This is a genomic window from Solwaraspora sp. WMMD791 (genome assembly GCF_029581195.1).
Lineage (GTDB): Bacteria > Actinomycetota > Actinomycetes > Mycobacteriales > Micromonosporaceae > Micromonospora_E.
In genome coordinates, this window is sequence record NZ_CP120737.1 from 966,831 (window position 1) to 986,682 (window position 19,852).

20 protein-coding genes are annotated in these 19,852 nt (G+C 72.1%); 10 read left to right on the forward strand and 10 right to left on the reverse strand.

What is annotated here, in order from left to right:
• Nucleotides 1-30: 30 nt before the first annotated feature.
• From O7623_RS04005 to O7623_RS04030, 6 genes are all read right to left on the reverse strand, one after another.
• Nucleotides 31-648 (reverse strand): DUF6518 family protein, encoded by a 618-nt coding sequence (locus tag O7623_RS04005; RefSeq protein WP_282227234.1) that lies wholly within the window; start codon nt 646-648, stop codon nt 31-33.
• Between the two features lie 70 nt (nt 649-718).
• Nucleotides 719-1,570, reverse strand: a complete 852-nt coding sequence (locus tag O7623_RS04010; protein ID WP_282227235.1) for an oxygenase MpaB family protein — start codon at nt 1,568-1,570, stop codon at nt 719-721.
• Complete coding sequence (locus O7623_RS04015) at nt 1,570-2,754, reverse strand: MAB_1171c family putative transporter (RefSeq protein WP_282227236.1); 1,185 nt, start codon at nt 2,752-2,754, stop codon at nt 1,570-1,572. The genes O7623_RS04010 and O7623_RS04015 overlap by 1 nt, the downstream gene beginning before the upstream one ends.
• A gap of 8 nt (nt 2,755-2,762) precedes the next feature.
• Nucleotides 2,763-3,308, reverse strand: coding sequence for a hypothetical protein (locus O7623_RS04020; RefSeq protein WP_282227237.1), 546 nt, complete (start codon nt 3,306-3,308; stop codon nt 2,763-2,765).
• Nucleotides 3,309-3,355: 47 nt separating this feature from the next.
• On the reverse strand, nt 3,356-3,826 hold the full coding sequence (locus tag O7623_RS04025; RefSeq protein ID WP_282227238.1) for a helix-turn-helix transcriptional regulator: 471 nt from the start codon (nt 3,824-3,826) through the stop codon (nt 3,356-3,358).
• A gap of 234 nt (nt 3,827-4,060) precedes the next feature.
• Nucleotides 4,061-5,149, reverse strand: coding sequence for a hypothetical protein (locus tag O7623_RS04030; RefSeq protein WP_282227239.1), 1,089 nt, complete (start codon nt 5,147-5,149; stop codon nt 4,061-4,063).
• A 275-nt stretch (nt 5,150-5,424) separates the two neighbouring features.
• Between O7623_RS04030 and O7623_RS04035 the strand changes: the two genes are divergently transcribed.
• The 6 genes from O7623_RS04035 to O7623_RS04060 all read left to right on the forward strand — a co-directional run bounded on the left by O7623_RS04035 (nt 5,425) and on the right by O7623_RS04060 (nt 12,180).
• Nucleotides 5,425-6,474, forward strand: coding sequence for a LacI family DNA-binding transcriptional regulator (locus O7623_RS04035; RefSeq protein ID WP_282227240.1), 1,050 nt, complete (start codon nt 5,425-5,427; stop codon nt 6,472-6,474).
• A complete protein-coding gene (locus O7623_RS04040) occupies nt 6,471-8,075 on the forward strand; it encodes an FAD-dependent oxidoreductase (RefSeq protein ID WP_282227241.1) in 1,605 nt (534 codons plus the stop codon). The genes O7623_RS04035 and O7623_RS04040 overlap by 4 nt, the downstream gene beginning before the upstream one ends.
• A gap of 33 nt (nt 8,076-8,108) precedes the next feature.
• Nucleotides 8,109-9,365, forward strand: a complete 1,257-nt coding sequence (locus tag O7623_RS04045) for a sugar ABC transporter substrate-binding protein (RefSeq protein WP_282227242.1) — start codon at nt 8,109-8,111, stop codon at nt 9,363-9,365.
• The gene (locus O7623_RS04050) at nt 9,365-10,282 is read left to right on the forward strand and encodes a sugar ABC transporter permease (protein WP_282227243.1); all 918 of its coding nucleotides are present in this window, start codon (nt 9,365-9,367) and stop codon (nt 10,280-10,282) included. The genes O7623_RS04045 and O7623_RS04050 overlap by 1 nt, the downstream gene beginning before the upstream one ends.
• On the forward strand, nt 10,272-11,117 hold the full coding sequence (locus tag O7623_RS04055; protein ID WP_282227244.1) for a carbohydrate ABC transporter permease: 846 nt from the start codon (nt 10,272-10,274) through the stop codon (nt 11,115-11,117). The genes O7623_RS04050 and O7623_RS04055 overlap by 11 nt, the downstream gene beginning before the upstream one ends.
• A gap of 82 nt (nt 11,118-11,199) precedes the next feature.
• Nucleotides 11,200-12,180 (forward strand): hypothetical protein, encoded by a 981-nt coding sequence (locus tag O7623_RS04060; protein WP_282227245.1) that lies wholly within the window; start codon nt 11,200-11,202, stop codon nt 12,178-12,180.
• Between the two features lie 33 nt (nt 12,181-12,213).
• Here O7623_RS04060 and O7623_RS04065 read toward each other — a convergent pair whose 3' ends face one another.
• Complete coding sequence (locus tag O7623_RS04065) at nt 12,214-13,896, reverse strand: SulP family inorganic anion transporter (RefSeq protein ID WP_282227246.1); 1,683 nt, start codon at nt 13,894-13,896, stop codon at nt 12,214-12,216.
• Nucleotides 13,893-14,246, reverse strand: coding sequence for a metalloregulator ArsR/SmtB family transcription factor (locus O7623_RS04070; RefSeq protein WP_282227247.1), 354 nt, complete (start codon nt 14,244-14,246; stop codon nt 13,893-13,895). The genes O7623_RS04065 and O7623_RS04070 overlap by 4 nt, the downstream gene beginning before the upstream one ends.
• Nucleotides 14,247-14,499: 253 nt before the next feature.
• On the opposite strand from O7623_RS04070, the gene O7623_RS04075 reads away from it, so the two are divergent.
• The gene (locus O7623_RS04075; protein ID WP_282227248.1) at nt 14,500-15,054 is read left to right on the forward strand and encodes a snapalysin family zinc-dependent metalloprotease; all 555 of its coding nucleotides are present in this window, start codon (nt 14,500-14,502) and stop codon (nt 15,052-15,054) included.
• A 54-nt stretch (nt 15,055-15,108) separates the two neighbouring features.
• Here O7623_RS04075 and O7623_RS04080 read toward each other — a convergent pair whose 3' ends face one another.
• Nucleotides 15,109-16,932, reverse strand: a complete 1,824-nt coding sequence (locus tag O7623_RS04080) for a metallophosphoesterase (RefSeq protein ID WP_282227249.1) — start codon at nt 16,930-16,932, stop codon at nt 15,109-15,111.
• Between the two features lie 106 nt (nt 16,933-17,038).
• Nucleotides 17,039-17,785, reverse strand: a complete 747-nt coding sequence (locus O7623_RS04085) for an SDR family NAD(P)-dependent oxidoreductase (RefSeq protein ID WP_282227250.1) — start codon at nt 17,783-17,785, stop codon at nt 17,039-17,041.
• Nucleotides 17,786-17,943: 158 nt separating this feature from the next.
• Between O7623_RS04085 and yidD the strand changes: the two genes are divergently transcribed.
• From yidD to O7623_RS04100, 3 genes are all read left to right on the forward strand, one after another.
• The gene (gene yidD / locus O7623_RS04090; protein WP_282227251.1) at nt 17,944-18,345 is read left to right on the forward strand and encodes a membrane protein insertion efficiency factor YidD; all 402 of its coding nucleotides are present in this window, start codon (nt 17,944-17,946) and stop codon (nt 18,343-18,345) included.
• Nucleotides 18,346-18,372: 27 nt separating this feature from the next.
• Nucleotides 18,373-19,062: an HAD-IA family hydrolase gene (locus tag O7623_RS04095; protein ID WP_282227252.1), complete on the forward strand. Its 690-nt coding sequence runs from the start codon at nt 18,373-18,375 to the stop codon at nt 19,060-19,062.
• A gap of 112 nt (nt 19,063-19,174) precedes the next feature.
• Complete coding sequence (locus O7623_RS04100; RefSeq protein ID WP_282227253.1) at nt 19,175-19,795, forward strand: class I SAM-dependent methyltransferase; 621 nt, start codon at nt 19,175-19,177, stop codon at nt 19,793-19,795.
• Nucleotides 19,796-19,852: the final 57 nt, after the last annotated feature.

Genomic DNA, 19,852 nt, shown 5'->3' on the forward strand with positions numbered 1-19,852 from the left:
CGTGGTGTGCGTCGGAAGACCATCGCCCGGTCAGCCGAAGCCGCCGAGCCGGAACGCGGCGAAGCCGGCGGCGGCCAGTGGCACCGCCGCCGCCAGGCCGCGCAGCCGGACGCTCGTGCGGCCTCCGGCGAGGAGTACGACGGCCACCGCGAGGGCGATGTTGATCATCAGGAGCCACAGCGAGTCCCGGCCGTACCGTGGGTCGCCGATGTCGCGGGCGTGCAGCGCGGCCTCGGCCAGCAGCACCGCGCCGGGCAGGGCGACCCCGACGACCTGTCGCCACCCGTGTCCGCGCGCCCAGGTGCCACCGACGCCGAAGACCACCCCGGCCAGCACACCGAAAGCCATCCAGAGCAGCGCCGTCGGCGCCCACATGATGGCCAGGTCGTCGCCCTGGATGAGGGTCGCCGCCAGGTAGTAGCTCGGCACGGCGACGACCAGGGCGCCGGCCGCGCCGGCCGCCGCGCGCAGCCAGCCGGTACGGACCCAGTAGCCGAAGCCGAAGGCGGCCACCGCCCAGACGGCGCTGGAGTTGCCCAGCTCCGCGAAGGGGTACGGCATGGATGCGATCCACACGAAGTCGAGGAAGCCGAGCAGGAAGCCGCCGACGACGGCGACGACAGCGACCTGAGTGGTGTTCGGGTTCATGGCCAGGGAGCATACCGGGTATGTATCCAGCGTCGGTTCCGCTGCACTCCACCTCGCGTGATGCTTGCTGTCAGTGACCGGCCGGGCCGAGTTCGGCGATCTCGTAACCGTCCGGATAGGTCGGGGTGCGGATCACGCCGTCGGCGAAGATCGGCGTCCGGCGGGGCCGGGCCAGTCGACGCAGCAGCCCGGCCCGCAGCCGCAGCGCCAGATGCACCCCCGCCCGGACCGCCGCCGGCGGTGCCGCCACGCCGGTCGCCGCCCGGAGCCGTTCGTCGTAGATCGTCGCGACCAGGGCGTCGCCGAACGGGGCGAGCGGCCGGGGCACCCGACCACGCAGCAACGCCCGCGTCGCCCGTTCGATCGCCGCCGCGTCGGCGCTGTACCGCAGGTGTCGCCGGTCGTGCTCGTCGAACCAGTCGGCGAACTCCTGATAGGAGCCGGGTATGTCGGCGATGCCCATCCGCCCGCCCAGTTGACGGTAGTAGTGGTAGGCGGCGGCCCGCTCGTGACAGCACGGCTGGCGCCACCCGTACCGCTGCAGCCAGCGGATCGGGACGACCACCAGACAGCCGAGCACGTAGCGGTAGTCGTCGGCGGCGATGTCGTAGTGGCGGTGGATCCGGTTGGTCCGGCGCACCGCCTCCCGGCCGCGCGGGTGGTCGAATCCGTGCAGCAGCATCTCGTACATCAGCAGACCGGTGTCGTCGATCCGCTTGCGGGTGTGCCGCAGCAGTTCACCCGTGCCCACGTGCACGGCGGCGATCCGGGGCAGCGAGAACGACCGGTTGAACGCCAGGTTGAGCCCGAGCTTGCTGTCCCAGGGGAACTCGTGGCGCACCATCGTCTGGTAGATCTCGAGGTAGTCCCGCTGCGGGTCGAGGGTGCGGATCCGCCGCAGGTTGGCGTACCGGTCCGCCATCACAGGTCCTTCAGCGCCTCGTCGACCATCGTGGACCTGGCGTACCACCGGGCGACCCGGGCGAGCCAGGCGACCTCGCCAGGATATCCGTCCGGTGGATCGTGCGGTTCGGAGAAGTCCGGACGGTCCGCCGGGGTGCCGGCCCGGGCCCGGCGGGTCCCGGCGGCGATCATCGCCGCCTCCACCACGGCCGCCCGGTCGGCGGCGGCCAGGCCGGCCCGGGCGGCGCGCCGGTCGGCGGCGGCGGCCACCCGCTCGTCGATGTACGGGCGCAGTGCCAAGCGGCCGTCACGGATCTCGGTGATCCGCCGGTGCAGCGCGTAGTCGATGTCGCGCAGTGCCACCCACCGCCGATGGGCGCGCTCGTCGAGCACGAGATGCGGCTGCGCCCCGGCGACCGCGCGCCACAGCGGGCCCAACCGGCGCCAGGCACGTTGCCGCCGCAACCAGCGCCGGCCGGCGTCGAGGGCGGGACCCCAGGTCGGCAGGGTGAGGCCGATGAGCATCGCCAGGGCGCCGATGGTCACCAGGACGGCGGCGATCTCGGCCTCCCCGCCAGGGCTGTGGCCGAGCCGGTAGGCGAGCAGGTAGCCGGTCTTGACCGCACAGTACGTCAGCGCCGTCGTCGCCCCGAACGCGGTGATCCGCAGGCCCCGCCGCAGCCAGCGTCGTGGGGTGACCAGCGAGAAGCGCCAGCAGAGGCGGGCGAGGTCGGCCGCGTACGCCACGAAGGCGCACAGGTAGACGACCAGGTAGGCGGCGACGGCCGGATGCGCCGCGTCCTCGACAGCCAACCGGACCGGTGGGTCGGCCGACAGCGTGGCCGCCCACAGCAGGGTGAGCAGGACGAACGCGACGCCGGAGGCGATCAGCCGGCGGCGGGCGCGGCGGGCGGCGACGGTGGCCGGCAGGGCGAGGAACAGCAGGAGGATCTCCGAGTTGGCCGCCACCGCCATCACCCCGGCGTGGGCGAGCAGCTTCGCGAGGTTCGGCAGCCCGGTGCTGCGGTCGACGGTGGCGGCGACCGGGCCGACCGCGAAGGTGACGCCGGCCGCGTAGGCGAGGAACGCGTACACCATCGCGCGCAGCACCCGGTTGTCCCGGTCGCGTCGCAGGTCCCGCAGTTTGTAGCCGAAGGCGTACCAGCCGGCGGCGGCGCAGACGGCGTACAGGGCGGTGGCCATCGCCCCGCCTACCGGGGCGGGGGCTCGAGGCCGTGCCGCAGCCGTGCCGCCAGCGCGCTCTCCACCGACGAGTCGGCGCCGGCTGCTGCCGCCGGGCCGTCGTCGCGTACGGCCAGCTCCAGCAGGACGGTCGCCATCATCTCGGCCTCCTGCTCCTCGCCGCGACTGTAGACCCCGGTGCGGTGGAGCACCCGATTGACCAGGGTGGGTCGCAGCGCCGGCATCAGCAGCTGGCTCGCCTGCTGGTCGTCGAGGGCGAGCGCGCGGTGGTCGAACAGGATGTGGCCGAGTTCGTGGGCGACGATGTGGTCGCGGTGCACCTGGCTGGTGCGTTCCTCGTAGGCGATGACGTGACCGGCGTCGGTGAAGAAGGTCAACCCGAACGGTGCGCCGGCGGGCATCGGTACGCCGACCAGGGTGATCCGCTGGCCGAGGACCGTCCCGACCTGTCGACACAACTGCGCGGCGTCGAACGGCCGGGGCATCCGCAGGCCGCGGTCCTGCAGCTGTCGCAGCCGGGTCAGGCAGGTCCGTCGCAGCTCGGATGACTTCATGTCCGTGCTTCCCTCAGTCTCGTCCACCCGTTGCCACTGCATGACGATCACGAGGTGGGGCGTCCGTCGGTGGCGGTGCCGTCGTCGGTACGTGGCGCCTGCAACGCCTGCATCACCCGGTCGAGGATGTCGCCGACCGCGTCCAACTGCTCCTCGGGCAGCGCGCTCAGCCGGGTCGCGACGGCCCGGACCTTCAGGTTGCGCATCGCCTGCAGGGCGTGCAGGTCCCGTTCGATCTCGCCGGAGCGTCGCCGGTCGAAGAAGAAGGCGGGGTCGACGTCGAAGAAGTCGGCGAGGGCCTCCAGATGCTCCTTGGTCGGGTTGGTCCGTCGGCCGGTGCGCAGTTGCCAGATGTACACGTCGGAGATCGATCCGCCCCGCTCCCGGATGGCGTCGGCGACCTCCCGCGAGGTGTAGGGATCGCGTCCGGCCGGCCGGACGGTGTCGAAGAGCAGGTTGAGTTTGTCGGCCAGGGTGGATCCCGATCCGGCAGGGGGGGTGGGGCCGCCGCCCGTCACGGCTACCTCCGTCGGATGTGCAGCTGGTATTAGTCAGAATCGCGCTGTCGGTTAATATTGGTTGGCGGCAGCACGCGGAGTCAGTATACGATCACCACCTGGGGTTGACCAACCGACGTGCGGGCGACCTCGATGCCGCTGGTGCGGTGAGGGGCGCGGAACGGGGGCGCCCCTCACCCCACCAGCCAGCGGTACCCGGCGTCCGCCACCGGGAGCCGACCTACCGGCCGACGGTCACTGGACCGCCCGGGCCACCGCGATCCGGGTGCTGCCGCGCTGGCCGGCCTCGTAGAACATGTACTGCACGCCGCGGTCGGTGCCGAACGCCGGTGCCGCCACCCGGCCGTTGTCCGGGGCGCCGGTCAGCGGAGCGTGGAACACGCCGAGGTGGACCTCCCGGTCGAAGTTGTCGCCGACCTCGGTCAGGTACATCCGACCCGATCCGCCGTGGTAGACGACGTAGGTGGTGCCGTTGCGGTGCAGCAGATGCGCGCCGCTGAGATCGCTCAACCCGTCGCCGGACGGGCTGACCAACGGTTGCGGGTCGAACTGCCAGCTGCGGCCGTCGGCCGACCAGCCCCAGAAGATCTTCCGGAAGCCCGGTCGGACCGTGTGGTATCCCATGTAGACCATGACGTACCGGCTGCCCAGCGCGGGGATGCGGTGGTCGAAGACCCGCGCGTACGACGCCTCGGTGAGGTTCGGGACCATCGCCGTCGACAGCACCACACCCTGGTACGTGAACCGCACGCCGTCCGACGAGATCGCCAACCGGGTGGTGTCGTTGTCGCCGTGGAAGTACAGATAGAACTGCCGGGTCGCGCTGTTCCACAGCACGTGCGGCGAGGAGACGTGCTCGACCGAGTAGTGCGGTGACCAGTCGCGCCGGACGATCGGGTTGCCGGCGTACTCGGTGAACGGGCCGGCCAGTGAGTTGCCGTAGGCCAGGCAGATCCCGCCGGGCCGGTCGTGTGGGGCGTAGTAGAGGTAATAGCGGGCCAGCCCGCCGCTGATCCGGTCGTACACCCCACGGACGCAGGGGAAGATCAGCTCGCCGGTCGGGTTGTAGCGCAGGTTGGCGTGGTCCAACGGTTGCCCGAGGTAGGCGTAGGTCGGGAATCCGGCGGGCGCGGCGCTGGCGGGTCCGGCGCCGACGGACAGCCCGCCGAGGCCACCCGCCACGGCGGTGGCGCCGAGCAGCGCGGTGCCACGCAGTAGTTGGCGACGGTCGAGGCCGGCCGGGTGCCGGCGATCCGGTTCGGATGCGGGTCCGGGTCCGGATCCGGGTCCGGGGGAGTGCGCGGAGCGGGGGTACGGGCGCATGGGGTGGCCTTTCCGACACGTGGGCGGTGGACCGGGGGAGTCCACGGCGTCGTCACTGGCAGTCAGGTGAGGTGGAGCGGCCGGCCGGGCCCTCGTGTGGGCTGAGTCTGCTCGCGGTCGGATCGCCGCGTCAAGGTGCTAATACGAATTATCACCGGAGTGTCGATCCATGTCGCGCACGGCGGCAGGGGTTGACGGGGACCGCCGACAGGGTTCAGGATCTCAGGCCAACGGAAACTAATGCGTATTAGCAGAGAAACGGACGGACACCAACAGTGACCGGATCTCGCCGACGGGTCACCCAGCAGGACATCGCCCGGATGACCGGCGTCAGCCAGGCCACGGTCTCCCTGGTACTCAACGGCCGGGCCGACGCCGACGTACGGATCGCGCCGGAGACGCGCGAACGGGTCCTCGCCGCGATCCGCGCCACCGGCTACGTCGCCGACCCGGTCGCCCGCCGGCTCGCCGACCGGCACAACCGCATCCTCGGCGTCTTCACCTCCGAGCCGGTGTTTCCCAGCGGCACCGGCGACTTCTACCAACCTTTCCTGCTCGGCATCGAACAGTGCGCCGAGCACCTCGGCTGCGACCTGCTGCTACTCACCAGCGCCCCGGTCCTCGACGGGCGGCGTCGACTGTTCCACCAGGACAACCGGCTACGGCTGGCCGACGGCTGCGTCCTGCTCGGCCGTCAGCTCGACCCGGCCGAACTGACCCGGCTGCTCGCCGACGGACTGCCGTTCGTCTCCGTCGGACGGCGCGACGACGCGGGCGGCCCGGTGCCGTACGTCGGTGCCGACTACCCCGCCGCCACCGGCGCGCTGGTGCGCCGCGCCGTCGCACTGGGCCACCGTCGGCTCACCTATCTGGGCCAGGGTGACGGCCCCGAGTCGCACGCCGACCGGATGCGCGGATTCCGTACCGCCGCTGCGGCCGCCGGCGTCGAGTGGCGGCACGAGCCGGCCGCCGGCCGTGACCCGGCCGAGCTGCTCGACGCGGTCACGGCGGGCACCTGCACCGTGGTCTTCGCCGAGGAGTACGCCGACGGCGTCGCGCTCGCCGTACAGGCCCGCCAGCGAGGTCTGGACATCCCGGCCGACCTGTCCATCGTGGCCCTGGGTGACCCGACCCGGCCGGCCCGCGCCGATCTGGACCTCACCGGTTTCCGGATCCCCCGGCAACAGATGGGCTGGCAGGCGGTCGAAGTCCTGACGGCGGCGCTGCGCGGTGCCACGGCCGCGCCCGCGCAGCGGCTGTTGCCCTGCGAGGAAGTCGTCGGCGCCACCCTGGTGCCGCCAACCGGAAGGAACCCGGCACAGTGACGGAGTACGGCTGCGACATCCTGGTCGTCGGCGGTGGACTGGGCGGGGTGGCCGCCGCGCTCGGCGCGCTACGCGCCGGCCGCACGGTGGCGCTCACCGAGGAACACGACTGGCTCGGCGGGCAGCTGACCAGTCAGGCGGTTCCGCCGGACGAGCACTCCTGGGTGGAGCGGTTCGGGGTGACCGCCAGCTACCGCGCGTTGCGCGAGGGCATCCGCGACTACTACCGGCGGCACTATCCGCTGACCGAGGCGGCCCGCGCCCAGCGCGAACTCAACCCCGGCGGCGGGCACGTCAGCCGGCTCTGCCACGAGCCCCGGGTCGCCGTCGCGGTGATCGAGGCGATGCTCGCGCCGTACCGTGGCGCGGGGCAGCTGCGGGTGCTGCAACCGTACCGGCCGGTCGCCGCCGACACCGACGGCGACCGCGTCACCGCGGTCACCGTCGCGCACCGCGACGGCGGCGGCGAGATCACCATCACCGCGCCGTACGTGCTGGACGCCACCGAGACCGGTGAGCTGCTGCCGCTGACCGGCACCGAGTACGTCACCGGCTTCGAGTCGCGGGCCGACACCGGCGAACCCAGCGCCCCGGACGTGGCCGACCCGACCAACATGCAGGCGGTGTCGGTCTGTTTCGCGATCGACCACGTCGACGGCGACCACACCATCGACCGGCCGGCCCGGTACGGGTTCTGGCGCGACTACCAGCCGCCCTTCTGGGGCGACCGGATGCTGTCGTGGCGCTCACCCAACCCCCGTACCCTGCAGATCGGCCAGCGCAGCTTCACCCCGAACCCCGACGACGACCCGCTCGCCGTCGTCGCCGACCAGCGACTCAGCCCCGGCGACGGCAACCTGTGGACGTTCCGGCGGATCGCGGCGCGCCGGATGTTCCGCCCAGGGGCGTACCCCAGCGACATCTGCCTGGTCAACTGGCCGATGATCGACTACTTCGAGTCGCCGGTCATCGATGTGCCCGACCCGGCCCACCATCTCACGGCCGCCCGGGAACTGTCCCGCAGCGTGCTCTACTGGCTGCAGACCGAGGCACCCCGCCCCGACGGTGGCACCGGCTTCCCCGGCCTGCGGCTGCGCGGCGACGTCACCGGCGGCACCGACGGGCTCGCCCAGGCCCCGTACATCCGGGAATCGCGTCGGATCCGGGCCGAGTACACCGTCGTCGAACAGGACCTGTCGCTGGCGGTACGCGGCGACAAGGGCGCGGTGCGCTACCCCGACCCGGTCGGCGTCGGCATGTACCGCATCGACCTGCACCCTTCCACCGGCGGCGACAACTACGTCGACGTCGCCGCCTGCCCCTTCGAGATCCCGCTCGGCGCGCTGCTGCCGCAGCGGATGCGCAACCTGCTACCCGCCGGCAAGAACATCGGCACCACCCACATCACCAACGGCGCGTACCGGCTGCACCCGGTCGAGTGGAACGTCGGCGAAGCCGCCGGCACCCTCGCCGCGTACTGCCTGGACCGGCGGGTCGAACCCCACGCGGTACGCGCCGACACCGACCTGCTCGCCGACTACTCCACCCGGCTCGACGCCGCCGGCGTCGAACGACGCTGGCCGGACGTGACCGGCTACTGACCTCACCCGTCACCTGAGGAAGGACCCCACGACATGAGAAACCGGATAGCGACCGCGGCCCTGGCGGCCAGCCTGCTCGGCGTCGCCGCCTGCGGCGGGGACGACGGCGGCACCGACGGCCCGGTCTCGCTACGGATGACCATCTGGTCGGCCAACGAGGCGCACCTGGCCCTGTTCGACGAGATCGCCGACGCCTACCTCGCCGACAACCCGGGCGTGGCCGCGATCAGTTTCGACCCGTTGCCGTTCGAGAACTACACCACCACACTGACCACGCAGATCGCCGGCGGCAACCCGCCCGACCTGGCCTGGATCTTCGAAAGCTCGGCCCCGGACTTCGTCACCTCGGGCGTGCTCGCCCCGCTCGACGAGGTGGTCACCGACGCCGACGACCTGGTCGACTCGGCCACCGCGCTGTGGCGCGACGGCGACACCCTCTACGCGTACCCCTTCTCGACCTCGCCGTTCGGCGTCTTCGTCAACCGCGACCTGATCGCCGAGGCCAGCCGGCCCGACCCGGCCGCGCAGCTCGCGGCGGGGGAGTGGACCTGGGCCAACGCGGTCGACACCGCCGCTGCGGTCAACGCGGCCACCGACCGGGCGGGCCTGGTCATCCGGGACTTCGACTACCAGGGCTGGGACTACCTGTCCACCGTGTGGGCCGGCTGGGGTGCGCAAGCCTGGAGCGACGACGGGCGTGAGTGCGGCTTCACCGACCCGGCGATGGTCGACGCGATGACCTTCCTGCACGAGGCGATCTTCACGGCCGGCGCGCTGCCGGGACCGGGCACCACCGCGGACTTCTTCGCCGGCGAGGCCGCGCTGACGATCACCCAGATCTCCCGGGCCTCGCTGCTGGAAGACGGCGCGTTCGACTGGGACCTGCTGCCATTGCCGGCCGGCCCGGCCGGCGAGTACGCGGTGATCGGTCAGGGCGGTGTCGCGGTGCTGCAACGCGGCCCGAACGCCGAGGCCGCCGCAGACTTCCTGGGCTACCTCACCAACCCGGAGAACTCCGCCAAACTGGCGCGGTTCTTCCCACCGCCCCGGCAGTCGCTGCTGACCGCCGACACCCTGGCGCAGACCAACCCGCTGCTCACGCCGGAGCAGCTGCAACAGGTCGTCATCGACGGCATCGCCGCCGGGGTGGTCAAGCCCAGCCACACCGACAGCGCCGAGATCAACCAGGCGGTCCGGGCCGCCCTCGACCCGATGTGGCGGGCCGACGCCGACGTGCCCGGCGTCCTCGCCGGGGTCTGCGCGGCGATCGCGCCGCTGCTGGCCGGGTGATGCCGGTCCGGTCGGTGGCGGTGGCCCGGCCCGGCTGGTGGACCATCCACCGCCGGGACCAGGCCGCCGGCTACCTGTTCATCACCCCGCAGCTCGTCGGTACGGCGGTGTTCGTGCTGGTGCCGCTGGGCCTGGTCGGCTGGTACAGCCTGCACGAGTGGAACGTACTGGCCGGCACGTTCGAGTTCACCGGCGCGGACAACTACCGGCAGCTGACCGACGATCCCGCGCTGCCCGGCGTACTCGGGGCCACCGCCCTGTTCTCCATCGGCCTGGTGACGGTCAACCTTGCCCTGGCGTTGCTGCTGGCGGTGCTGCTCAGCCAGAAGCTGCGCGGCACCGTCGTGTTCCGGACGCTGTTCTTCTCACCGGTGGTCGTGTCACTGGTCGCCTGGACCATCGTCTGGCGGTTCCTGCTGCAGGCCGACGGTGGCGTCAACGGCCTGCTCGGCACCCTCGGCGTCGACGGGCCGAACTGGCTGCGCGGCGAGGCCACCGCCATGGTCGCGGTGATCGTCGTGCAGGTGGTCAAGAACGTCGGCCTCAACATGGTGCTGTTCCTGGCCGCGCTGCAGGGCGTGCCGGGGGAGCTGTACGAGGCCGCCCGGGTCGACGGGGCCAGCCGGTGGACCCAGTTCCGGCGGATCACCGTACCGCTGATCAGCCCGACCATCCTGCTCACCTCGATCATCACCGTGGTCGGGTCGCTGCAGGTGTTCGCGCAGATCGCGGTGCTCACCCAGGGCGGGCCGGGCAACGCGACCACGGTGCTCGTCTACTACCTCTACCAGCAGGCGTTCCAGTTCCACCACTTCGGCTACGGGGCGACCCTGTCGGTGCTGCTGTTCGGCATCGTGCTGGCGTTGACCGTGGTGCAGTGGCAGATGCGTCGGAGATGGGTGTTCCATGAGCAGTAGCACGCTCTCGCCACGGGCGAAGCTCGCCCTGTACGGCGTACTGCTGGTCCTCGCCGTGCCGTTCGTCTTCCCCACCTGGTGGATGGTCACCTCGTCGGTGAAGCCGGTGAGCCAGATCTTCGCCTTCCCGCCGACGCTGTGGCCGACCGACATCAGCTTCGCCGCCTACCGTGACGTGTTCACCCTGCAGCCGTTCGCCCGGCAGTACTGGAACAGCGCCTACATCGCCGCCGTGGTCACCGTCGGCACGCTGGCGGTGTCGTCGCTGGCCGGCTACGCGTTCGCCCGGATCCGGTTCCGGGGCCAGCAGGCGCTGTTCCTGCTGGTGCTGCTCGGCCTGCTGATCCCCAGTGAGGTGACGATCGTCCCGCTGTTTCAGATGTTCAACCAACTGGGCCTGATCGACACCCACTGGCCGCTGATCCTGGTGCCGATCTTCGGCGCGCCGAGTGTGCTGGCCACCTTCATCATGCGGCAGTTCTTCCTCGCCCTGCCGGGTGAGCTGGAGGAGGCGGCCCGGGTCGACGGGCTCGGCCGGTTCGCCATCTTCTGGCGGATCGCGCTGCCGCTGGCCCGCCCGGCGCTGGGCGCGGTGGCGATCTTCACCTTCCTGCACAGCTGGAACCTCTATCTGGAGCCGATCGTGTTCCTGTCCACTCCGGAGAAGTTCACCCTGCCGCAGGCCTTGACCCAGTTCGTCGACGCCTACGGCGGGCCGATGTGGAACGTGCAGTTGTCGGCGGCGTCGCTGACCGCGATCCCGGTGCTGATCGTGTTCGTGATTGCCCAGCGGCAGTTCATCGAGGGCCTGGCGCACACCGGCCTGAAGGGGTGACGGCACTGGCGGACGGGATGCCGGGCGGCGGGACGTAACGTCCCGCCGCCGCCGACGTTGAAGCAGTGTGACACCCCTACTTTTGACAGCCCTTCCCCACGTCCTCGTCGCGACCCTGCTCGGCACCGTCTCGGCCGTACCGCCTGCGGCCCCGCCGACCGGCGCGGCGCCGTCGGCGGGTATCGCTGTGGCGTCCGCCGAGGCCGGCATCCGTTCGGAGGTCCACGACCGGGTGGGACGGCGACTTGCCGGCATCTGTGTCTTCGCCACCGAGGTGAAGACCTTCGCGTTCCCGGACTTCTGCCCGGCGCGCAGCGACACCCAGGGCCGGGTGACCGTTGCGGTGCCCGGGCCCGGTACGTACACCCTCTTCGCGCTACCGGACTCCGGCAGCCGGTACGGCGCCCAGTGGGTCGGCCGCCACGGCGGCACCGGGACCCAGCAGGAGGCGGTGCGGATCACCGTGGCCGCCGACGAGATCGCCCCGGCACCGACGATCTATCTGGACCGGCGGGCCGCCATCACCGGCATGGTGACGCTGGGACCGATCGGCAACGGCACGGTCGGCATCGTCGGCCCGGACCCGGACGGCCGCCGGGATCCCCGGTACGCGCCGATCGCCACCGACGGCGCGTTCCACATCGACTGGCTCGGCCCGTACGCCTGGCCGTTGCTGTTCCAGGCCGACGGCTACCCGTACCAGTGGAGCGGCGGTGTCGGTAACCGGCTGCTGGCCGAGCTGGTCCCAGCGACGACGACACCGTCGTCGACCTACTGGTACCCGCTGCGGCGTGGCGCGGACGTCGCCGTGGTCGTACCGGACCAGCCCGGTCCCGGGCGGCTGGTGGTCCGCAACGTGACCACCCAGGATCCGGTGGCGGTCGTCGACCATGACAACTGGGCCGAAGGCAAGCAGTTTCCGCTGCTCAGCAGGCAACAGGTGACGCTGAGCTGGGAGGGCGGGGGGATCGTCCGGTGGTACGGCGGCACCGACGCCACCGACGCCGTACCGGTGCCGGTCCGCGACAGCGGCGGCCTGGAGCTCGTCCTCGCTCCCGCCTGACCCGCCTGACTGTCGTTCACGTCCCGCCGTGGTTCACGACCCCGGCGGCTGGTCGTCTTCGGTGGCCTCGGCCCGGACCGGGAGGCCGAGCTGCGCCCGGGCGGCGGCGATCGCCTCCGGTGTGTCGGGAAGGACCCGGCCGAGCCCATCGAGTCGCGACAGCATGCCGAACGCGGTGAGCGCCTTGCGATGTTCGGGCCGGACGCCGGACAGGTAGACGGCGATGCCGCGCCGTTCCAGCCGCTGCACCACGTCGCGCAGCACCAAAGCACCGGAGGCGTCGATGGTCGACACCCGCGACATCCGCAGGATCACCACCCGTACGTCGGCGACCTCGGACAACTCCAGTAGGAACCGGTGGGCGGCGGCGAAGAACAGCGGCCCGTCCAGCCGGTACGCCACGATGTGCTCGGCCAGCAGCGCCTGCTCCTCGGCGCGGTGGTCGCCGGTGTCCAGTGGCACCCGATCCAGCCGTACCGCCTGGGCGATCTTGCGAAGCGCCAGGCCGCCGGCGACGACCAGCCCGACCAGCACGGCGGTGACCAGGTCCAGCAGGACGGTGGTCGCCGCGGTCAGCGCCATGACGGCCCCGTCGGAGCGCGACGCGCGGGCCAGCGCGGTGAGCGCGCTCACCTCGACCATCCGGACGGCGGTGGCGATCAGCACCCCGGCCAACGCGGCCACCGGGATCCGGGCGACCAGCGGGGCCGCCGCGATGAGGATCACCGCCAGGATCACCGCGTGGGACAGCGCGGCCAGCCGCGAGGTGGCGCCGGCCCGGACGTTGACGGCCGTCCGGGCGATCGCGGCGGTCGCCGGCACCCCACCGAACATCGGGGTCACCAGGTTGGCGACGCCCTGGCCGAACAGTTCCCGGTCCGGGTCGTGCCGCTGCCCGACCGACATGCCGTCGGCGACGGTGGCCGACAACAGGCTCTCCAGGGCGGCCAGGGCGGCCACCGCGATCGCCGCGCTGGCCAGGGCTGGTACCGCCGCCAGGTCCAGGAACGCCAGCGACGGCGTGGGCAGGCTGGCCGGCAGGGCGCCGATGGTCGCGACCGGCAGCCCGCTCGCGATCGTCGTCGCGGTCGCCGCCGCGACCGCCAGCAGGGAGAACGGGACGGTCGGTCGCCACCGCGCTCCGATCAGCATCGCGGCGGCCACCGCGCCGGCGATCAGCAGCGACGGCCACCGGGGCGCCGCGGCGAAGGCCGCGACGGCCTGGCCGGCCATCGCCAGCACCCGTTCGCCGTGGACCTGCACGCCGAGGGCGGCCGGGATCTGCTGCAGCAGGATCACCGCGGCGATGCCGGCGGTGAACCCCTCGATCACCGGCGCCGGCATGTAGCGGGCGACCTGGCCGGCCCGTACCAGCGCCAGCAGGATCAGGATCAGCCCGGCCAGTAGGCCGACGGTGAGCACCCCGCTGGGCCCGTACGTCGCCACGATCGGCACCAGCACCACCGTCATCGCCCCGGTCGGGCCGCTGACCTGCAGGTTCGACCCACCGAAGAGCGCCGCGAGGGTGCCGGCGACCACGGCGGTGACCAGCCCGGCGGCGGCGCCCAGCCCGGAGGCGACGCCGAAGCCGAGGGCCAGCGGCAGGGCCACGATCGCCACGGTCAGCCCGGCGAGCAGGTCACGTCCGGGCCGTCGGCGAACCGCCCGCCAGTCGGCGGCCTGCGGCAGCAGGCGGCGTACGGCGGTGGTGTTCACCGGCGCCCCGAGGCGGCGTCGGGGGACGCCTGACGCAGCGCGGCGAGCAGTTCGGTCTGGTCGACCAGCATCTCGGTGAGGATCCGCCGGGCGGCCCGCATCAGGTCCGCCACGTCCGGCCCGGCCAGGGCGTAGGTGACGGCGGAGCCGTCCCGGCTGGAGACCACGATCCCGGCCCGGCGCAGCACCGCGAGCTGTTGGGACAGGTTCGACGCCTCGACGTCGATCTCGGCGAGCAGTTCGCGCACCTGGCGGGGGCGTTCACCGAGCAGCTCGAGCACCCGGATCCGCACCGGGTGGCCGAGCATCCGGAAGAACTCGGCCTTCTTCTGGTACAGCGGCACTGGCATATGTGTAATTGAAGACTTCTTCAAGTCGTCATCCGTCGCCGGGGGTCCGTGCTGTGCGAGCCGTCACTTCGGCCCGGCTTCCCGCCGGAGTGCCGCGAGGTCCGGCCGTCTGCCGGCGCTGCGCGCCCCGGCGTCCGTCCCGGGCGCGCTATGAGTGAAACGGGATAGGTGTACGTCGATTCAAATGGCCTACGGTGGGCGGTACCGGTCGATACCGAACCGGTACCCCGGCCCGTTCCCAAGGAGCCATGACATGCCGAGACAACGCACCGCCCGGGCGATCCTCGCGACGGTCACCGTCATCCTGTCGCTGATCGGAGCCCAGGTCGTGGCCACCGCGCCGGCCTCGGCCGCGGTGACCACGATCTACTACGACGCCAGCCGGGCCGGTCAGTTCGCGACCAACTTCGCCGAGGCCGCCCAGATCTGGAACAGCAGCGTGGACAACGTCCGGCTGCAGCCGGGCAGCCCGGCGTCGGTCGTCGTCTACGTCGACAACGGCTGGCCCCGGGCGTACGTCACCCGGCTGGGCGCGGGCCGCATCTACATGGGTACCCAGGCGGTGAACCAGGGCTACGACCGGACCCGGATCGCCACCCACGAGTGGGGACACATTCTCGGACTGCCGGACCGGCGTACCGGGCTCTGCTCCGACCTGATGTCCGGCAGCAGCGCGCCGGTCTCCTGCCGCAACGCCTACCCGAGTGCCGCCGAAGCCGCCCGGGTCGACCAGCTCTTCGCCAGCGCCGCCGCGACAGTCCCCGACGCCTCCCTCGGCAGCCGATCCTACGTCTGGGTCGGCAACTGAACCGACGACCGGTGGTCCCGCCATCGCCAGGTCCGATGGCGGGACCGCGGTTCGTCAGGCACCAAGGGCGAACCGGTCCAGCACGACCGGTGCGACCTCCGGGGTCCGCAGGTCGAAGACGTAGCTGGTCACCTCACCGGTGCCGGTGTCCAGGACGCTGAACACCGAGTGGTCGTTGCTCTGCACGAACGGCAACGGCGTACCGGCCGGGTTGGTCAGCGGCGCGACCGTCGGCAGCTGCGGCGCCAACCCGCCCGGGTTGCCCTGGGCCAGGTAGTTGTCCGGGTTCCACGGTGCCGGCGGCACCGGCCGGGACCGGCCCGACAGCGGATGGAACGCCCCGTAGGAGTTGCCCACGTTGGAGGTCTCCAGGTAGTGCGTACCGGAGGCGGCGGTGAACCGGTTCCACAGGTGCGAGTGGCCGTTGAGCACCAGGTTCACCCCGGCCGACTCCAGCAGCGGGGCGACGTCGCGGGTCAGCACGTTGTCCGCGCGCGGGTAGTCGTACCGGACCAGCGTGTTGCCGGCCGCGTCGGTCTCCTCGGTGCGTACCGGATCGGTGAACGGCGGGTTGACGTTGTCACCCAATCCGTGCGGGCCCTCGTGCAGCATCACCACCGTGTACGTCGCGTCCCGGAACTGCTTGCTGGCCAGCTCGCGCTGCAGCCACCGGTACTGCCGGCTGCCGACGTCGATCTGCTCGAAGATGTGCGAACCCCAACCCTGGGCCAGCGGATCGCCGGTGGTCGCCGGAGCCTCGGTGTACCGGGTCCGCTGCCAGTTGGCCGGGTCGGCGGCGATGCCGGTGCCTCGCCAGATCCGGGTGGCGTACAGCGAGATCAGTCGGACGTCGCCGATGGTGGTGGCGTACCAGCGTTCGCCGCCGGGTCCGCTGGTCGGCAGGGAGAAGATCTCCTCGTACGTCTCGGTGTTGAACGAGTTCTCCAGGATCCAGCGTTCCTTGATCTTCGGATCGTTGCGCGGGTTGACCTGCCGGGCGACCTCCCGGTACGCGGCCTCGGCCACCTCCCGGGGCACCGGGGCGTTGAACGACTCGTTGAGCGTCGGTAGCCCGCTGCGGCCCTGCACCTCGTGATTGCCGATCGCCGGGAAGATCGGTGCGTGCTGCAGGATCTCACCGCCGGTCCAGGCGACGCCGTTGACAGTCCGCGACGCCCGCCCCTGCAGCGCCGGGAAGAACGCACCGCCGCGCTGGTCGTCGAACCACTCCGAGGCCCGGTCCGGAACGTTGACCAGGTCGCCGGCGAGGAACACCGCGTCGATCCGGCCGACCGTCTCGACCGCCTTCTGCAGGTTCGCCGGGGTGTTGGGCATCGACTGGTGGTCGCTGGTCAGCAGGATCTTCTGCGCCTGACCCTTGGCTGCCGCCGGCGCCAGGGTGTAGGTGTCGGAGGCGACCAGCGCGCCCCCGTCGATCGACACCACCCGGTACGGCGTCCGACTGCCGACACCGAGTCCGCGTACGGTCGCCTCGTGCCGCCAGATGTGCCGGCGGGTGATCTGCGCCGGCGGGTCCGGGATCTGCGAGGCCGCGTCCTCGGCCACCCGGGACAGCTCGCCGGTGCGGGCGCGGAACACCCGTACCCCTCGAATCTTGCCGCCGGTGGCGGCGGCCCGCAGTTCGGCCCGGTTGAGTTCGTCGGCGCGCTCGCCGACGACCACGACGTGGTGCCGACCGGCGAACTCGGTGAGCCAGACGACCCGGACGGAATTCTTCGTCGGAGACTGCAGGAACGGTTCGGTGAGCAGGACCGGCGCGGCGTCGGTGCCGGCGGTCGCCGAGGCCGGTGTCATCGCGCCCATCAGCAGGGCCAGGATCGTGAGGATAGCGGTGAACTGCCAGATTGGTCTGGGCACGGTGCCTCCACGCTGTCGGTGTCGAACGAGCGGGAGCATCGCCGCCGCAGGTGAACGGAGTCGGCGACAGACGCTGACCAGCGGATGAACGCCCGGGCCCGCACGTTCAGCGGTGCACCAGCCCGCCGCCGACCTCGATCACCTGACCGGTGACGGCACCGGAGTCGGGGCCGGCCAGGAAACGGACCGTGGAGACCAGGTCGTCGGGGTCCAGTCGGCGCGGTACGGCCTGACGTGCCAGGATCGCGGCGTCGACCGCTGCCTCGTCGACCGGCCGGCCACCGGCGAGTTCACGTTCGCCCTCGGTGCGGATGGCGCCCGGCGAGATGGCGTTGACCGTGGTGCCGTCCGACCCCAGCGCGCGGGCCAGCGACCGGGTGAGACCGACCAGCGCGGCCTTGCTCGACACGTACGACGGCCCGGACGGGCCGCCCAGGCGGACCGTGGCCGAGGTGACGTTGATGATCCGGCCGCCGCCACGGGCCCGCATCCCCGGCGCCAACGCCTGGCTGAGCAGCATCGGAGCGGTGACGTTGACCGCGAACGTCGCCTCCCATTCGGCCAGCGGCAACTCGTCGATCCATACGTTCGAGGCGCGGGCGGCGTTGTTGACCAGTACGTCGACCGGCCCGGCCGCCTCGGCCATGGCCAGGACCTCGGCGGGCACCGACAGATCGGCCTCGACGAGGCGGGCGTACGCGCCGGCCGCCCGGCACCGCGCGGCGACGGCCTCCGCCTCGTCAGGAGCGGCCAGGTGGTGCAGCACCAGCGTCACACCGGGCGTGGCGAGTCCGACCGCGAGGGCCGCGCCGATGCCGCGGCGCGCCCCGGTGACCAGGATCGTCCGGCTCATCAACGGATCCTGCGGTCCGGGGTCTCCCGTCGTCAATGACCACGCCGCGTCAACGTCTGACTACGTACAGTCCGTGATCGGTCGCGTGGCATCGCCGGACCGTTCCTGCGGTCGATCCCCGACGGTGCCGGTTGCACCCGTCGTCGATCATCAACCGCATGATCGGCAACATCTGGACCAACGCCCGGAAGAACCGCCGCCAGCAGCGCAGATCGTCCCGTTTCCGCAATCTCGACGGCTGCTGCGACGGCTGCGACTGCTGCGACCTCGGGCTGTTCTCGACCCTGCTCACCATCGGCGCGCTGGCGGCGACCGCGACGCGGGCACCCGGGCTGGACCGGGCGGGGGAGGCGGCCATCCGTGGCTACCGCCGGTGGTTGTCGCCGTACTGGCCGGGCCGCTGCCGGTTCACGCCCACCTGCAGCGCGTACGGGTTGGCGGCGGTGCGCACCCACGGCCTCGGTGTCGGCGGCCGGCTGGCCGCCGCCCGGTTGCGCCGCTGCCGCCCCGACGTGCCGCAGGGCACCGCCGACCCGGTGACGCGCGCCCCCGTACCCTGACATGGGCGGGCCGCAGGAGGAGAGTCGATGGTGGACACAGAAATCGTAGCGATCGTCTTCGACTTCGACGGGCTGCTGATGGACACCGAGACGACCCTGGTCGACGGCTGGCGGCACGTCTGGGCGGCGCACGGCCTCGACCTCGAGCTCGACGGCTGGTTCTGGCCCGGCAACGGTGGCAACTGCACCGACCACCGGCTCGACCGGCTCGCCGCCCTGGTCGGCCCCACCTTCGACCGGTCCGCCTGCCAGGCACGGTACGAGGCGTACCGCCGGGCCCGGCACGAGAGCCTGGACTTCTGCCCGGGCATCCGCGACTGGCTGGACGAGGCCGCCCGGCTGGGCCTGCGGACCGCGGTGGCCAGCAGTTCGCCCCGGACCTGGGTGCGCGAGCACCTGGGCCGGGTCGGTGCCGTCGACCGGTTCGACGTCATCGCCACCGGCGACGAGGTCGCAGCACCGAAACCGGACCCGGCGGTGTTCCGACTCGCGCTCGACCGGCTCGGCGTCGCCGGCCGCCAGGCGGTCGCGGTGGAGGACACCGGGCACGGGGTCCGGGCCGCCGCCGACGCGGGAATGTGGACCGTGGCGATCCCGAACGCCTTCGTCGACCCGGCCCAGGTGTCGGCGGCGGACCTGACGCTGACCAGCGCCGCCGCGCTGCCCCTGGCCGAGGTCCTGGACCAGCTCCCGAGTGGGCTGGCGACCCGGGGCTGAGCCACCGGCCGCGCGGCCGGGACCTCCCGGACGATCCGAGTCGGGCCGAGTCGGGCCACATCCGTGGCGGCCCAACGGCGGGGCGGCCGTCGGGCGTGGCAGGCTGGACGGCATGGCGCAGGGGCAGGACCACTGGGAGAGCGTGTACCGCACGAGGCAGACCACCGAGGTCAGCTGGTACCAGGACGATCCCCGGATGTCGATGAGGCTGGTCGCGGCCGCGCTGGGCGGCGCCGACGGTGCCGTGGTCGACGTGGGCGGCGGCGCCTCGACGCTCGCTGCCGGCCTGTGGCGGACCGGGCACCGGGACCTGACCGTGCTGGACATCTCCGCCACGGCCCTGGCGACGGCCCGGCACGACCTCGGCGACGACGCGTCGGCGGTGCACTGGGTGGTCGCCGACGTACGGCACTGGCGACCCGCCAGACGCTACCGCGTGTGGCACGACCGCGCCGTGTTCCACTTCCTCACCGACGAGGCGGACCGCGAACGGTACCGGGCGACCCTGCGGCGCTCGCTCGAACCGGGCGGCCACGCGGTGATCGGGGTCTTCGCCGACGACGGACCCACCCACTGCTCCAGCCTGCCGACCGCCCGCTACACCGCCGAGGAACTCGCCGCGCAGTTTCCCTGGCTGCGGATGCGCCAGGCCCACCGGGAAGAACACCGGACGCCCTCCGGCGCGGTCCAGCCGTTCACCTGGCTGCTCCTGTACGCCGACCCGGCGGCCTGACCCGGCCAGCTGACGCCGCACCCGGCCAGCTGACGCCGCACCCGGCCAGCTGACGCC